The sequence below is a fragment of the Halomonas alkaliantarctica genome (assembly GCF_029854215.1).
GTDB lineage: Bacteria > Pseudomonadota > Gammaproteobacteria > Pseudomonadales > Halomonadaceae > Vreelandella > Vreelandella alkaliantarctica_A.
The window spans coordinates 1,745,769-1,760,440 of record NZ_CP122961.1 but is presented as its reverse complement, the minus strand read 5'-3'; the positions used below and the strand labels follow the sequence as shown (position 1 = coordinate 1,760,440).

14 protein-coding genes are annotated in these 14,672 nt (G+C 52.1%); 1 reads left to right on the top strand and 13 read right to left on the bottom strand.

Annotated features, from left to right (window positions below; genetic code table 11):
- Positions 1-139 precede the first annotated feature (139 nt).
- The 4 genes from QEN58_RS07945 to QEN58_RS07930 all read right to left on the bottom strand — a co-directional run bounded on the left by QEN58_RS07945 (position 140) and on the right by QEN58_RS07930 (position 3,432).
- Complete coding sequence (locus tag QEN58_RS07945) at positions 140-529, bottom strand: hypothetical protein (RefSeq protein ID WP_280106567.1); 390 nt, start codon at positions 527-529, stop codon at positions 140-142.
- A 1,024-nt stretch (positions 530-1,553) separates the two neighbouring features.
- On the bottom strand, positions 1,554-2,045 hold the full coding sequence (locus QEN58_RS07940; RefSeq protein ID WP_280106566.1) for an arsinothricin resistance N-acetyltransferase ArsN1 family B: 492 nt from the start codon (positions 2,043-2,045) through the stop codon (positions 1,554-1,556).
- 116 nt (positions 2,046-2,161) lie between these two features.
- The gene (locus QEN58_RS07935) at positions 2,162-2,752 is read right to left on the bottom strand and encodes an O-methyltransferase (RefSeq protein ID WP_280106565.1); all 591 of its coding nucleotides are present in this window, start codon (positions 2,750-2,752) and stop codon (positions 2,162-2,164) included.
- 53 nt (positions 2,753-2,805) lie between these two features.
- Positions 2,806-3,432, bottom strand: a complete 627-nt coding sequence (locus tag QEN58_RS07930; RefSeq protein WP_280106564.1) for a LysE family translocator — start codon at positions 3,430-3,432, stop codon at positions 2,806-2,808.
- 999 nt (positions 3,433-4,431) lie between these two features.
- Between QEN58_RS07930 and QEN58_RS07925 the strand changes: the two genes are divergently transcribed.
- Complete coding sequence (locus QEN58_RS07925) at positions 4,432-5,358, top strand: ketopantoate reductase family protein (RefSeq protein ID WP_280106915.1); 927 nt, start codon at positions 4,432-4,434, stop codon at positions 5,356-5,358.
- Here QEN58_RS07925 and QEN58_RS07920 read toward each other — a convergent pair.
- The 9 genes from QEN58_RS07920 to QEN58_RS07880 form a co-directional block, all read right to left on the bottom strand.
- Positions 5,355-5,981: a glutathione S-transferase family protein gene (locus QEN58_RS07920; protein ID WP_280106563.1), complete on the bottom strand. Its 627-nt coding sequence runs from the start codon at positions 5,979-5,981 to the stop codon at positions 5,355-5,357. The genes QEN58_RS07925 and QEN58_RS07920 overlap by 4 nt on opposite strands.
- Before the next feature lie 149 nt (positions 5,982-6,130).
- Positions 6,131-7,033, bottom strand: coding sequence for a 3-hydroxyisobutyrate dehydrogenase (gene mmsB / locus QEN58_RS07915; RefSeq protein WP_280106914.1), 903 nt, complete (start codon positions 7,031-7,033; stop codon positions 6,131-6,133).
- 30 nt (positions 7,034-7,063) lie between these two features.
- The gene (locus QEN58_RS07910) at positions 7,064-8,179 is read right to left on the bottom strand and encodes an enoyl-CoA hydratase/isomerase family protein (protein WP_280106562.1); all 1,116 of its coding nucleotides are present in this window, start codon (positions 8,177-8,179) and stop codon (positions 7,064-7,066) included.
- Between the two features lie 17 nt (positions 8,180-8,196).
- Positions 8,197-9,351: an acyl-CoA dehydrogenase family protein gene (locus tag QEN58_RS07905; RefSeq protein ID WP_280106561.1), complete on the bottom strand. Its 1,155-nt coding sequence runs from the start codon at positions 9,349-9,351 to the stop codon at positions 8,197-8,199.
- Between the two features lie 215 nt (positions 9,352-9,566).
- Positions 9,567-10,559, bottom strand: a complete 993-nt coding sequence (locus QEN58_RS07900; protein ID WP_280106560.1) for a branched-chain amino acid ABC transporter permease — start codon at positions 10,557-10,559, stop codon at positions 9,567-9,569.
- A 2-nt stretch (positions 10,560-10,561) separates the two neighbouring features.
- Positions 10,562-11,449: a branched-chain amino acid ABC transporter permease gene (locus QEN58_RS07895; protein ID WP_280106559.1), complete on the bottom strand. Its 888-nt coding sequence runs from the start codon at positions 11,447-11,449 to the stop codon at positions 10,562-10,564.
- 100 nt (positions 11,450-11,549) lie between these two features.
- The gene (locus QEN58_RS07890) at positions 11,550-12,773 is read right to left on the bottom strand and encodes an ABC transporter substrate-binding protein (RefSeq protein WP_280106558.1); all 1,224 of its coding nucleotides are present in this window, start codon (positions 12,771-12,773) and stop codon (positions 11,550-11,552) included.
- 103 nt (positions 12,774-12,876) lie between these two features.
- Positions 12,877-13,620 (bottom strand): ABC transporter ATP-binding protein, encoded by a 744-nt coding sequence (locus tag QEN58_RS07885; protein WP_280106557.1) that lies wholly within the window; start codon positions 13,618-13,620, stop codon positions 12,877-12,879.
- On the bottom strand, positions 13,617-14,423 hold the full coding sequence (locus tag QEN58_RS07880; protein ID WP_071692939.1) for an ABC transporter ATP-binding protein: 807 nt from the start codon (positions 14,421-14,423) through the stop codon (positions 13,617-13,619). The genes QEN58_RS07885 and QEN58_RS07880 overlap by 4 nt, the downstream gene beginning before the upstream one ends.
- Positions 14,424-14,672: the final 249 nt, after the last annotated feature.

The window sequence follows — 14,672 nt, the reverse complement described above, 5'->3', positions numbered from 1 at the left end:
TCAGAGAACCTTCGCCTGTCATCAGCCTACTGCAAACCTAACGCCACATTAAGAGGCAAAAAATTGTTGGCTAAAATTATCGACTAAGGAGCAAAAGCCAACTATTTTTTGTCCTTTTAAACGACTTGTTATATTCACGTTAGCCTAGCCCTCCCAAGAATTGGGGCAACATTGCCAAACTCCTTACATTTTCCACTTCGCGTTGAGTTAAATTACGACACACATAAGGATAAGCTTTAATTAAAATCTCTTTTTCTTGGTCGAATATCTCTTCACTATATTGGATTTTAGGGTCATTCAGTTCGTTACAAAAGGCCATAACCGCTTTCAAATACAAGGTGGGAGTAAAGTAGTCTCTAAGTTCAGCCCAAGCGTCTACATATCCATCAGTGAAAAAACGTTTGGATAAAGTGCGGTCACAATCACCACCACAACACACATATTGATTTCTAATTTTCTTAACTAAACCTTCATCTGTTTCTTCATACTTCCCCCATGAAGTAACAATTCTTCGATTATCAAAATCCAAAACAGAATTACAAAGGTGGCACTTAAATGATTCATGATCTGAAAAAATTTGTGCGGGCTTTGGATTTTCATCTGCCCAACTTTTGAATGATTCGGGAAAATATCTCTTTGCTAAATCGAGACATTTAGGATTCGTCAGTAGAGCTTGCTCTATTTTTGACGAGTCAAAAACTGATGTTCGATTTCTTGAATGCTTTCAACTTTTGTAACTAGACCTGATGATGGTAGCGTAGAGTAAAAGCCTATGAATCCTGTACATTTGTGTGCTCTCAATGAATCAGATATTTCAGGTTCATTAGTTTTTGACACAGATGAACATGGGTGTGCTTTATGCTTACAGCTCACTAACCATCTAACTTCTGTATTATTAGCAATACCTTTTCGAGTCTCGATTAAAAATTAAATCTTTATCTCCGTCAGCACCTCTTCCAGGAGTTGAGTGAATTTCATACCCAATTACTTCAAAAAGTCTCTGGCGAATAATTCAAACTTATTTTGCTCTCCTCCACTTTTATGAGGCATTGGAATCTCTTTAAAATCTAGAATGGACATATATGACTCTGTTTAATGAATATAACCATGATTATACCCCCCTCTACATAACCTGAATGAACCCGCCGGCGCGTTCATTCAGGTTATACAGCCCTTTATTCATGATCTATCCCATTGAAATTAAAATAAATTAAGTATAAAAAGTCAGCATAGCATAGATTATTGTGCTGGCTGTATAACATCTGAAACAGCATGCCGCTTTCGCCGGAAGGGCCGCTTTAGGTCGAAAGCGGGCTCCTAGCAAGGCGCCTCATAGCAGTAATAGACTGCGTTTAGTCTTATTCAATCAGCATGTAATTGGCCAAATTTTCTTAGCCTCAACGCTACCAGACTATGCTGACTGCCGTCATTAGTAATTAGTCGCCCAGAAAACGGCTTTCTCACCATTGCCCCCAACGCACAAGTCGGGCTGGGAACGCGGGGTGTTTTCAGAGCCGATGTTTGAGAGCCCCATAGACAGGCGTGAGTTACGATCAGCTATTCAAGTTTAGCTGCCAGTAGCCTACGTCATGCCACTGGTCGAACTTGAAGCCTACCTTTTCAAAATGGGCTACTTTTCTCATGCCCATTTTTTCATGAAGTGCGACACTGGCGGGATTGGGAAGCGTAATGCCGCCAATCACCGTATGAATCCCGCCCTCTTTGAGCTTGGCAAAGATAGTTTCATACAGTTTTGCGCCTAAGCCCCTACCGCGCATCTGGTTGGAAAGATAAACGCTGGCTTCGACTGAAAATCGGTAGGCGCTTCTCTCCTTCCATTTAGTCGCGTAGGCATAACCCACCACAGCATCATCTTCCATTGCCACCATCCAGGGTAAACCCGCTCCCTGAACACTCTCTAGCCTACGCTCGATATCGCTACCTGATACTGGCGTTTCTTCGAATGAGATAGCGGTATTTTCAATGTAGTTATTATAAATATGCGCTATGGCTTCTGAATCGCCCTTTACGGCATCTCTGATCATGGTTATTTCCGTTTATGTTCTGATGAGTTACGTTTATCGAGCAGCGAATTCAGCCACCGCTTAAGGGGCAGCTAGTGTGCCTTCTGGCTAAGCCAAACCGTGAGGGTGGCAGCCCTTCAATCCCCGGCTCGCGTTGCTAGAAACTCGCCATTACCGACGGGAACGGTGCAGGTGGTGAAATTGGGATCGTCCGATACCAGCGCTATAAAGGCAGCCATTTCATCCGCATGGGAAGTGGCGTTATCCACCACAAGAAGCCCGCCTACCCGTAAAACGCGCTGGATATTCGGCCACCAGTGCACATAATCAGAGCGTTTCGAGTCTAAAAAGACCAGATCAAAACAGGCGTCGTCCAGCCTCTCAAGCAGACCACCCGCCTCCCCTCGATGCTGGGTGATGACATCAGAGAGGCCCGAGCGCTCAAAATTCCACGCGGCCATCTCAAGCTTGTATTCGGAAAGTTCAACCGTAGTAACGTGCCCACCAATCAACTGCGCCGCCTGGGCTAGCAACAAGGTGGAGTAGCCGTTCGAGGTGCCAATTTCCAGCACTCGCTGCGCGTTGGTTGCTTGAACAAGCACCGATAGAAACTCCCCCGTATCACGGGTGATATTCAGCACTCTTCGTGGGCGTTCAGAAATGGCGGCATCGTTTTGTTGGCCAAAGTGCTCCAGTTCCGTCAGCAGCTTTTGAAGGGGTTCACTCACAGTTGTCTCCCGATACGAACAACGTTCTCATAATCAAATTTACCGGCTTTTGCTTACACGGGCCGCTTAGCCAGTAGTGCCCAGACACCCGCTGAAGAGAGTAACGTCCCGCCAACCAAGTTAAAGCGTCGCTGGGCACGCCGCGATGTAAGCATCTTGCGCACCGATGACGCGAACACGGCGTAGAGAGTGGCATTCAGCGTTGCCAAGGCCACGAACGTGACGGCAAGAATCCACAGCTGCTGCCCTGCATCGGCGTTCGGGCTGACGAATTGCGGTAAAAAAGCGACGAAGAAGATAATGCCCTTCGGGTTGAGCGCTGTAACGAGGTAGGTATTGGTGAAGAGCTTCCAGCGAGAACCTGATACGGCCGGTGTGACCGGCTGCACCGACGATATGCCAGCACGCAACAGCTTTATGCCCATATAGAGCAGGTATAAACCGCCTATCCATTTGATAACCGTGAACCAAAAGGCCGAGGTAGCTAACACCGCCCCCAGGCCAAGTAATGAAAAAAGCAGAGCCGTTGAATCACCCAAGGCCACCGCAGCGACAAGCGGAATATTGGCGCGCCTACCCTGGGCAATGGAGTAGCTGACCACGGTTAATATCGTCGGCCCAGGAATCGCGAGCAAGGCCACGGATGCGAGAGCAAAGGCAAACCAGATTTCAATAGACATGGGGCGCTTCCTAGCAAGTGGTTAACGCTAAGTTAGCATAAGCTTTACGAAGGGTGGAGTATTCCACTAGCCGTTTAATAAGGTTTCTATCATTCTGTTTTTTTGCCATCACCAAGATCAAAACGCTCATAATGGCCTCACACTGGATTACCGCCCCTGGCGCCATTGGCCGCTTGCCTGCGTATTCGCTTTCGGCACTACTGCTTACCACGCAAAATATTCGAATTGCTCATACCATGCTCATGAAATAGCTCTAAACCTTATGCACTACTTTTCGGTTGAGATTCACTAACATTTGGCTATGAGAAAAAAGTGATTATTCATTTGGAAAATCAACAACCTACTCTTACTTGAAAGCAATTTATGTCCAGACTTTTTTATGCGCAGAATCGAACTTTATCGATCAGCATTTCTGATGTGGCCGGGTAACTTTCCGGTTCAACAATTTCTTTCATTTATTTTTAGTAGGGTAATCATTATAACAATGCGCAGTGACGATTTGTGCGCTAATATCAACTCTCAAAAGCTGGCTTTATGCAGCTCCATTTTGGTCAATCTGTGGATTAATAAAGGTAAATATCATGAGCAAAGGGCAAGACAGTAAAAAGAATACCAAGAAGAAACCACTTTTAACGGCAAAAGAAAAGAAAGCTGCAAAATCAACAAAGAAAAGCGAGACCAATGTGCTAGGAAATTAATCAACGCCTAGCTAATCAAGTACTACGGTGCCCTGCCAAGCCTAATATCGAAAACTCGACATTGTCTAGGCACCGATGTTAATAAGCGAACAACTTCATCACCTATAGCAACTTTAAACTTTTACTTTCCGCTTTAGCCTTTCAGTTTTAATGCAGGCTCACTTTTAGAAAAAAAGCATACCTCCCTTTTTTGCGAGACAGCAAAGTAGCAAAGCGTTCTACTGGCCTTTGTCATCTTACCCAGCATAAGTGAACACGGTATGCTTGGTGCCAATACCACTGAGGAGTAACGCACTCAATGATGGCTTCCCATTGGATACTCGGCCCTGGTGCCATTGGCCGCCTATTGGCCCATTCGCTCTCACCCCTAGCAGCCACCACGCTAATAGGTCGCCGAGCGCTACCAGAGCGGCAAGCACTCACCACGCCCGAAGGTGAACTGCGGGCGCAGTTTCTTAATATACTTACAGTTGCCCAACTGGCTTCTGAAACGCATGAGCCCCCTGCCTTTTTGCATATCACCACTAAAGCAATGGCCGCTGAGGCGGCGCTTGAAGGTATTGCTAACGCGATTCCCTCCTCTACTCCGCTGGTGCTGTGGCAAAACGGTTTTTTGGCGCAGCCGCGTATTACCCAGACGTGGCCAGGGCCGGTGTTATGCGCAACAACGACTGATGGGGCTTACCTAAGCGGTGATGATAGCGTGGTACATGCCGGGCGCGGACATACCTTTGTCGGCGATTTGAATAACCAGCACGACGAGTTGGCAGAAGCACTGGCGCAGACATTAACCCAAGCTGGGCTTGCCGCCACCCAGGTGGCTGATATTCGCCAACGCCTGTGGCAAAAGCTGGCGGTGAACGCGGCGATTAACCCACTGGTGGCGTTACATGGCGTTCGTAATGGTGAGCTACGCGGTGAAGCTTATGCGGGGCGTGTGATAGCCGTGGTAAAGGAAGTTGCAGCGATTATGCTTGCCGAGGGTATTACGCCACCCAACATCGGTCAGGGAGAAGAAGCATGGCTGGCGTTGGTTTGGCAAGTAGTGGAGAACACCGCGAACAACAAGGCCTCGATGTTGCAGGACGTGGAGGCCAGACGCCCCACCGAGCGCGGGGCGATTTTAGGGCCATTGATTGAGAGCGCCCAGCGCCACGGGTTAGCGTGCGAGGAGCTGCGGGGGCTGGATGATGAGCTAGCGACGTTGGAAGAGAGTTTTAACCGTTAAGTCACCGGGATCATCACGACCTTTTGGAAGCTGGGTATTTCGGTAAGCTGTTGGTACCAGCGTTCCAGGTTGGAATGGGTTTGCCAGGTTAGGCCGCTGTTGAGCATGTTGTAAACGAAAGGCGCGAGGGCGATGTCGGCCAGCCCAAAGGCCTCGCCGGAAAACCAGGCCTGATCTGCCAGCGCGTTATCCATTATTGCAAAGAGTGCTTCGCTCTCTTTAACCGCTGCTTCGATGGCGGCGTTATCGCGCTTTTCGGGCGGTGTTCTGACAAACCCCATCAATATTTTGCGATGATTTGGTGTCAGTGTACTGTTGGCCCACTCCATCCACTTTTCCATTTGCGCGCGCTTGGCGGGTTCTTCAATCCATAGTTTGCTCTGGCCATACTGGGCGGCCAAGTAGCGAATAATGGCGTTGGACTCCCACAATAGACTATCAGTGGCATCGTCTTTAAGTAGCGGCACCAGGCCATTGGGGTTCATGGCCAGGTAGTCCGGAGTGTTGTTAACCCCGTGCTGAAGACCGGCCTGGATTTGCTCAAAAGGCAGTTCCAGCTCTTCTAGCGCCCAGCGCACTTTTTTGACGTTGGTGGAGTTGTTGCGGCCCCAAAGCGTAATCATGGTAATCCTTTTGTTTGCGCACAGAGAGGAAGTTGAGTTTGCCCGCCCTTATAGTCAGAGACAAGCTAGGGCGGCGGAACCGCCCTATCGCGAAACGCATTACCACGCTCTACAAAATCCTTTCAATTCTCTCCATTTACCATTTACGACTAACCCTCTTTATCCTGGTAAAATTGCATCAGGCTTGAGAAGTCGAGTTTACCGTTGCCTTTGGCTTTATGCAGGGTGAACAGTGAGCGAGCGGCTGAGCCCATGGGTACCGCGGAGGCGCTTTGCTGGCTGACATCCATGGCAAGGCCAAGGTCTTTGATCATCAGGTCGACTTGGAAACCACCCTGATAATCTTTGGAGGCCGGTGCATTTTCCATTACGCCTGGGTAGGGGTTGTACACATTCAACGCCCAGTTACCGCCGGAGCTCTGCTTCATGATTTCAGACAGCACCGCGGGGTCCAGGCCATTTTTGACGCCCATATTGATCGCTTCGCAGGTGCCCGCCATCAAAATAGACAGCAGCATGTTGTTGCATACCTTGGCTACCTGCCCCGCGCCGTGGTCACCGGCGTGAAAGATATTTTTGCCCATTACGTCCAGCACCAGCCTGGCCTGTTCGAACTGGGCTTCTGAGCCGCCGACGATAAACGTCAGCGTGCCCGCCTGGGCGCCGCCAACCCCGCCGGAAACCGGTGCATCCACGAAGCCGATACCCAGCTTCTCGCCTTCAGCGGCAACGCTACGCGCGGTGTCGGCATCAATGGTGGAGCAGTCGATCACCAACGCACTTTTTTTGATCACTTCAAAAAGCGGTGTATCACCCTCTACGTAGAGCCCGCGCACGTGCTTACCTGCTGGTAACATGGAGATGACATAATCCGCACCGGTGGCGGCTTCTTGGGCGGAAAAAGCCACTTCGCAGCCATTGGATTTGGCGGTCTCCAGTGCCTCTTCAGAAAGATCAAAGGCGCGAACGTTAAAACCCGCTTTTGCTAAGTTGGCGGCCATTGGGCCACCCATATTACCTAAACCGATAAAAGCTACAGTCGTCATCTTTATTGTCCTTGTTAGCGTGTTTGGAAAATTAAGTTAGCGCAGATCCGAGAGAGGATTTTGCGACCAGGGAGAGGACAACAGTTCGTTGATAAAACTCTCTTCCACCGAGGCCACATCCGGGTAAGTCCACGCTGGCTGACCATCTTTATCAACCAACAGCGCACGTACGCCTTCGGGAAACTCGCGGTGGCGGCAGCACTGTACTGACAGCGCCATTTCGGACTGGAACACTTCCGCCAGCGACATATGTTTAGCGCGCTTTAGCTGCTCATCGATCAATTTGACCGACACCGGGCTGCCGTGGGCGAGCGTTTTCTGCGCTTTGCTAAACCACTTATTGTCGCTTTTTACCGCCGTAATAGCGGCGACAATCTGCTCCACGCTGTCGTGATCCATCAACTCACGAATCAATGGTGAGTGCTGGTAAACGGGCGCTTCCAACTCGGCGAATACAGGCTGCGAAGTTTGCTCAAGCTCACGCATGATGCGATTAACCACACCGTTGGCATCGGTGTTATCACCGGCGCCCCAGTGTGCGTCAGTCAGCTGCTGCAACAGGGCATCACGGTGGTGGCTGGCGATACAGCGGTCAGCCAGGCCAAGGTGTACGGCATCTGGCGCATTGATCTGGCAGCCGGTCATGGCTAAAAAGCGCCCCGCGCCGTTGGGCAGGCGGTTCAAAAACCAGCTGGCGCCCACATCTGGGTAGAGGCCGATAGTGACTTCGGGCATTGCCAGCCGCGAAGTTTCGGTCACAACGCGGTGGCTGCTGGCGCTTAACAGCCCCATGCCGCCGCCCATCACAATGCCATTGCCCCAGCAGATCACCGGCTTGGGGTAGGTGTGCAAGAGGAAATCGAGCCGATACTCGGTTTCGAAAAAGCGCTCCGGAAAGCTGGGGTCGCCCTCGCCGGTAATCGTTTTATACAGATTCACCACGTCGCCACCGGCACAAAAGGCTTTTTCGCCTGCGCTATCCAGCACAACCGCCACCACCCGCTCGTCGGTGGCCCAAGCGCGCAAGCGGGGCAACATCTCTTCACACATTTCAAGCGTCAAGGCGTTGAGCGAGCGCTCGGCATTGAGCTTAACCTCGGCAATAACGTGGCCATCTTGGGTGGGGTGTTCTGTAAACAGTACGCTGCTCATTGGTATTCCTTATTCGCTTACAGCTCGGTGGCGCCATCTGCCAGTACCCGGCGGGAGATGATCAGCCGCATGATTTCATTGGTACCTTCCAGTATCCGGTGTACCCGGGTATCGCGCACATAGCGCTCCATGGGGTACTCCTTGATATAGCCGTTGCCGCCGTAAAGTTGAAGCGCTTCGTCGCACACCTTGAAGCCCACATCGGTTGCAAAGCGTTTGGCCATGGCACAGTAGGTGGGTGCGTCGGCGTGGCCTGCATCCAGCTTGGTTGCGGCCATACGCACCAGCTGCCGTGCAGCGACCAACTCGGTGACCATATCGGCCAAGCGGAATTGCAGCGCCTGAAACTCGGCTAAGCGTTTACCAAACTGTTTACGCTCGAGCATATATTCGCGCGCTTTGTTGATCGCCTGTTGGGCGGTGCCGATAGAGCAGGTAGCAATGTTGATCCGCCCACCGTCGAGGCCCTTCATGGCGATTTTAAAACCGTCGCCCTCGTTGCCTAATAGATGATTGGCGGGTACCCGAACGTCTTCAAAGGTGATCATGCGGGTTGGCTGACTGTTCCAGCCCATCTTCTCTTCCTTACGCCCGTAGCTGATACCGTCACTCTTGGCATCCACTGCAAACGCCGAGACGCCGCTGGCACCCTCTCCACCAGTGCGCGCCATTACCACCAGAAAATCGGTGCTGCCAGCGCCGGATATAAACATTTTGCTGCCATTGATGACATAGTCGTCGCCATCGCGCTTGGCGGTGGTTTTAAGCGAGGCGGCATCAGAGCCCGAGTTGGGTTCGGTTAAACAGTAAGAGCCCAGCAGCTCGCCGGTGGCCAATCTTGCGCCCCACTGCTCTACCGCTTCCGGCGTGCCAAAGTCTGCCAGCATCCAGGTGACCATGTTGTGAATGGTCAGATAGGCGGTAGTAGAGGTGCAGCCCATGGAGAGCTGCTCGAAAATGATGCTGGCATCCAACCGCGAAAGACCCAACCCGCCCACGCTTTCCGGCGCATAAAGCGAACAGAAGCCCAGTTCACCCGCTTTGCGAATCACATCCACAGGGAAAAACGAGGTTTGATCCCACTCGGCGGCGTGGGGCTCTAGCTCATTTTGGGCAAACGCCCGCGCCATATCGGCAAAGGCGACTTGGTCTTCATTGAGCTCAAAATTCATGGCGTATCTCCGCAAATGTGCGTACACACTGGCTGTTGTCGTTGTAATTGACGTTTACGTTAACTTATCTATTTACCCGACCACAAGCAACCAGCTAGTGCTTGCGACCTTAGGTGTAGGTGTTCAACGGTTAGATGGAAAAAAGGGCGCCAAACGGCGCCCAACAGAAAGTATTTATAAGTACGGGACAGAGAGAGTGCTGCTATAGAAAGCGTTTACTTAAAGTTTTTGCGATACATCTTGTCCAGCTCACCGACTATGCCGCTACGGAAACTGATTACACAGACCACAAAAATGATGCCAAGGATAACGCTTACCCAATTCCCCAGCGGCGACTGCGCCAGGATGTGCTGCAGGCTGACGACAATACCTGCGCCCATTAAAGGACCCAGTAAGGTGCCCACGCCGCCCAGCAGGGTCATCAAAATCACCTCACCCGACATGTGCCAATGCGCATCGGTCAGCGAGGCCAGCTGGAAGACCACTGTCTTGGTCGAACCTGCCAAGCCTGCTAAACCTGCAGAGATGACAAACGCCACAAGTTTGTAAGCATCGGCGTTGTAGCCCAGCGATACCGCGCGGGGCTCGTTTTCACGAATCGCTTTTAGCACTTGGCCAAACGGCGAGTGCACCGTGCGCTGGATAAGCGCGAAGCCAAAGATAAAAATCGCGAACACGAAGTAGTACATCGCTAGGTTGCTACTGAGGCTGATAAAACCAAACAGCTCGCCGCGGGGCACGCCATGCAAGCCATCTTCACCGCCGGTAAACGGCGACTGCACAAACATGAAGTAGACCAGTTGGGCGATCGCCAGCGTCACCATGGCAAAATAGATGCCCTGCCGACGAATGGAAAGCACCCCAAACAGCACCCCTAGCAGGGTTGCTAGCAAAGTACCGGCGATAATGCCCAGCTCCGGGGTTAATCCTGGGTAGCTTGCCAACAGGTAGCCGGTGACGTAGCCACCGGTGGCCAAGAATGCCGCATGGCCGAAAGACAACAGACCCGCATAGCCAAGCAGTAGGTTAAACGCACAGGCAAACAGCGCAAAACAGAGCACTTTCATTAGGAATACGGGGTAGGCTAAAAACGGCGCTATCAGCCCCACTACAATCAGCGCCAGATAGAACATGGTGCGGCGAAACTTCGCCCGCTTCTGGCGTTCCAGTACCGCGGATGGTGACGCGATTGTTTGAGATTCCGTCATGCTTATGCCTCCTTACCGAACAGCCCAACGGGGCGCAACATGAGCACGAGGATCATGACAAGAAAGATCACTGTATTAGCGGCTTCCGGATAGTAGACCTTGGTCAGCCCTTCGATAATGCCCATACCGAGACCGGTAATAATAGCGCCTAGAATCGAGCCCATACCGCCAATCACTACCACTGCAAACACCACGATCAGCAAGCTTGAACCCATGGTCGGCGATACCGGATAGAGCGGCGCTGCCAACACACCGGCAAAGGCTGCCAGACCCACCCCAAACCCATAGGTGAGCGTTATCAGCAGCGGCACATTAACGCCAAACGCCTGCATCAGCTGCGAGTTTTCAGTACCCGCGCGCAGGTAAGCCCCCAACCGCGTACGCTCGATCATAAACCAGGTAAACAGGCACATCGCCAGCGCCGCCACCAGCACCCAGGCGCGGTAAGTGGGTAGGAACATAAAGCCCAGGTTCAAACCTCCCTGAAAAATTTCCGGCGTAGCGTAGCGCGCCCCTGAAACACCGAAGAAGTTGACCAGCGTGCCCTCAAAAATCAGCGCTAAACCAAAGGTTAACAACAGCCCGTAGAGGTGGTCTAAATGGGCAATACGGCGCAGCAAGAAGCGCTCCAGCAGCACACCAAAACCACCGACGACTAGCGGCACTAAAAACAGCGCCAGCCAGTAATTAATACCCAAATAACGAAAGCCTAACAGCGCGGCGAAGGCTCCCAGCATGTATTGCGCCCCATGGGCAAAGTTGACGATCTTCAACAGACCGAAGATGACCGCCAGGCCCAGGCTAAGCAGTGCGTAAAAGGCGCCATTCACAAGACCCAGCGTTAGCTGGCCCATGAAGACGGCCATTGGCACGCCGAATATCATCATCATGATACGACTCTCCTCGCCGTCAAACGGTTGGCGGCAACTTGCCGCCAACCGGTTCTACACGTCACTTGAGATTGCCATCGGTTCCAAGCCAGCCTGGAAATCAGTTTTGCACCAATTTGCACTGGCTTTCAGATAGCGGGCGGTAGGCTTCTTCGGCGGGAATGGTGCTGAGGATTTCGTAAAGATCCCACTCGCCGGTGGACTCATCCGGCGTTTTCACCTGGGCGAGGTACATATCGTGGATCATGCGGCCATCTTCACGAATGGAGCCGTTGCGGGCAAAGAAGTCTTCAATAGGCATCTCGGCCATTTGCGCGCGCACCGTTTCCGGGTCGTCGGTGCCAGCGGCTTCAACGGCTTTCAGGTAGTGCATGGTGCTGGAGTAAATGCCCGCTTGAACCATGGTCGGCATGCGGCCAACTTCATCAAAGTAGCGCTGCGCCCATTCGCGGGACTGCTCATCCATATCCCAGTACCAACCGGTAGTTAGCAGCAGGTTCTGGGTGGCTTCCAGACCAAGGGCGTGCACGTCATTCAAGAAAATCAACAGACCTGCTAGCTGCTGGCCGGATTGAGTCAAGCCAAACTGGCTGGCCGTGGTGATCGCGTTAACGGTGTCGGCACCGGCATTCGCCAAGCCTACAATTTTCGCGCCGGAACCTTGCGCCTGGAGAATGTACGACGAGAAGTCGTTAGTCGGGAATGGATGACGAACGCCGCCCACAATTTCACCACCATTAGCTTCGACAACGCTGGTTACATCGGCTTCCAGGGCGTGGCCGAAAGCATAGTCCGCGGTCAGCATAAACCAGCTATCGCCGCCCTGATCTACGACTGCTTTAGCGGTACCGTTAGCGAGCGGATAGGTGTCGTACACCCAGTGAATATGGTTTGGGGTGCAGTGTTCGTTGGTAATACTAGAAGCCGCCGAGCCGGAAACGATACCCAGGCCGTTGTTCTCTTCCAGCACGTTGGTCACCGCAATGGACACGGAAGACGCGACAAGACCGCCCACCATATCGACGTTGTCCTGGTCGATCCAGCCCCGCACGGTATTAGCGCCGACGTCAGCGCTATTGCGATCATCCGCACTGGAAATAACGATGGGCGCGCCATTTACGCTGCCGCCAAAATCGGCTACCGCCATCTCCATGGCGGTCAAGCCGCCTGGGCCAGCGAGGTCGCGATAAGTACCGGACATATCGGCCAGGTAACCAATGCGGACTTCACCATCGCTCATATCCGCCTGGGCGGTGGAAATAGCGAGGCTTGAAGCTGCCGCAACGGCGATACTGGCAGTCAGCGTTTTTTTCATAAAGGTCATGTTCGTCTCCGGGCCCTTGAGGCCTTTGTTGTTGTGTAGTTGTTATATAACGACGTACTAAGCATCGATTGCTTTCTTGCGATGGTGAGCGTCTATCGGTGCGCTATACCCCTAGCATTGAGTTGAGGTGTTCCCGGCGCGATGGTAGCTGCGCGGCGCTGATTTCTTCGACTATCTGACCGTGATCCATCACGAAGTGGCGATCCGCAAGCGGCGCCGCAAAGCGAAAGTTCTGCTCCACAAGCACGATGGTCATACCGCGCTCTTTTAGTTGAACCAGCACTTCGGCAAGTTTCTGCACAATGACGGGGGCAAGCCCCTCAGTGATTTCATCGAGCAGCAGCATTCGCGCTCCTGTGCGCAAGATACGCGCCATGGCTAGCATCTGCTGCTCCCCTCCGGAAAGCCGCGTGCCCTGGCTTCTACGCCGCTCATAGAGGTTTGGAAACATGGCGTAGATTTCGTCGAGACTCATACCGCCGGAGCGAACCGTTGGCGGCAACAAGAGATTTTCATGCACATCCAAGCTGGCAAAAATACCGCGCTCTTCCGGGCAGTAACCCACCCCTAGACGCGGAATATGGTGCGGCTTCATGCGCAGTGTTTCATTACCGTTAATCACAATAGAACCCGTTCTGCGCCCCACCATGTTCATTATCGATTTCAATGTAGTGCTACGCCCGGCGCCGTTGCGCCCCAGCAGCGTTACCAGCTCGCCACGCTTCACATCAAAATTGACGCCGTGCAGGATGTGCGACTCGCCATAAAAGGCGTGTAGATCCTGCACCCGCAGCATTTCCAGGCTTTGCGTGTTTTCAACCGGCGCTTGGGCTTCAGCGATATTCATACGGCAGCTCCCTCTTTTTCAGAACCATCCTCTTCCGCGGCGTCGCTGCCCATATAGGCTTCGCGTACCAATGGGTTCCGAGAGACAGCATCGTAATCGCCCTCGGCCAAGACAGCGCCTCGCGCCAACACGGTGATGCGATCACACAGGCGGCTAACAACGCTTAGGTTATGCTCCACCATTAATACAGTACGTCCTTGGGATACGCGCTTAATCAGCGCCACGATGCGGTCAACGTCTTCCGCGCCCATACCTTGAGTAGGCTCATCCAGCAGCATCATGGTGGGATCAAGCGCTAGCGTGGTGGCCAGTTCAAGCGCTCGTTTACGCCCGTAGGGCATCTCTACCGTTAGCGTATCGGCGTACTCACGCAGCCCCACTTCTTCCAGTAGTTCAAGCGCACGCTCATTGAGGTGGTCCAGGGATTTCTCTGACTTCCAGAAATGAAACGAGGTGCCCAGTTTTCGCTGTAGCGCTACCCGCACATTCTCCAACGCCGTCATATGAGCAAAGACGGCAGAAATCTGAAATGAGCGCACTAATCCTAACTGGGCAATTTCGTTGGATTTTTTACTGGTAATCGACTTGCCGCGGTACAAAATGTCGCCATGGGTAGGCGGCAAAAACTTGGTCAGCAGATTAAACACCGTGGTTTTACCAGCGCCATTGGGGCCAATCAGTGCGTGAATGTGCCCTTCCTGTACCTGAAGATTGACGTCGTCCACAGCAGTAAAGCCGCGAAACTCTTTGGTCAGCCCTCGGGTTTCGAGGACAGGTCCCTGAAGGACATCGTTTGCACTCATAGAGTGGCAAGCCTCTTATTGTTGTTGTGCTAAAGCTTTACAGGTAACGCAGAAACGCCTGCCGCCGCCTTACCTGAACGTAAGGTGTATGTGCAAACTAGCAACTCTAGCTATGGCAATACAATTACAACTTTGGTCTATTGATGATTTTTCCGTGAATTAACAAACGCATCTAAAACATAAATATCAGCTACTTAGATTATTTCAACGCTTTTCAACCGCTAACAACTATTGCTTTACGTTAACGTA

Coding starts and splice junctions, on each gene's coding strand:
- QEN58_RS07930 (WP_280106564.1), bottom strand. CDS start 3,432: ATGTCTATTGAAATCTGGTTTGCCTTTGCTCTCGCATCCGTGGCCTTG.
- QEN58_RS07925 (WP_280106915.1), top strand. CDS start 4,432: ATGGCTTCCCATTGGATACTCGGCCCTGGTGCCATTGGCCGCCTATTG.
- QEN58_RS07910 (WP_280106562.1), bottom strand. CDS start 8,179: ATGAGCAGCGTACTGTTTACAGAACACCCCACCCAAGATGGCCACGTT.
- QEN58_RS07900 (WP_280106560.1), bottom strand. CDS start 10,559: ATGACGGAATCTCAAACAATCGCGTCACCATCCGCGGTACTGGAACGC.
- QEN58_RS07895 (WP_280106559.1), bottom strand. CDS start 11,449: ATGATGATGATATTCGGCGTGCCAATGGCCGTCTTCATGGGCCAGCTA.
- QEN58_RS07920 (WP_280106563.1), bottom strand. CDS start 5,981: ATGATTACGCTTTGGGGCCGCAACAACTCCACCAACGTCAAAAAAGTG.
- QEN58_RS07940 (WP_280106566.1), bottom strand. CDS start 2,045: ATGATCAGAGATGCCGTAAAGGGCGATTCAGAAGCCATAGCGCATATT.
- QEN58_RS07890 (WP_280106558.1), bottom strand. CDS start 12,773: ATGACCTTTATGAAAAAAACGCTGACTGCCAGTATCGCCGTTGCGGCA.
- QEN58_RS07880 (WP_071692939.1), bottom strand. CDS start 14,423: ATGAGTGCAAACGATGTCCTTCAGGGACCTGTCCTCGAAACCCGAGGG.
- QEN58_RS07885 (WP_280106557.1), bottom strand. CDS start 13,620: ATGAATATCGCTGAAGCCCAAGCGCCGGTTGAAAACACGCAAAGCCTG.
- QEN58_RS07905 (WP_280106561.1), bottom strand. CDS start 9,351: ATGAATTTTGAGCTCAATGAAGACCAAGTCGCCTTTGCCGATATGGCG.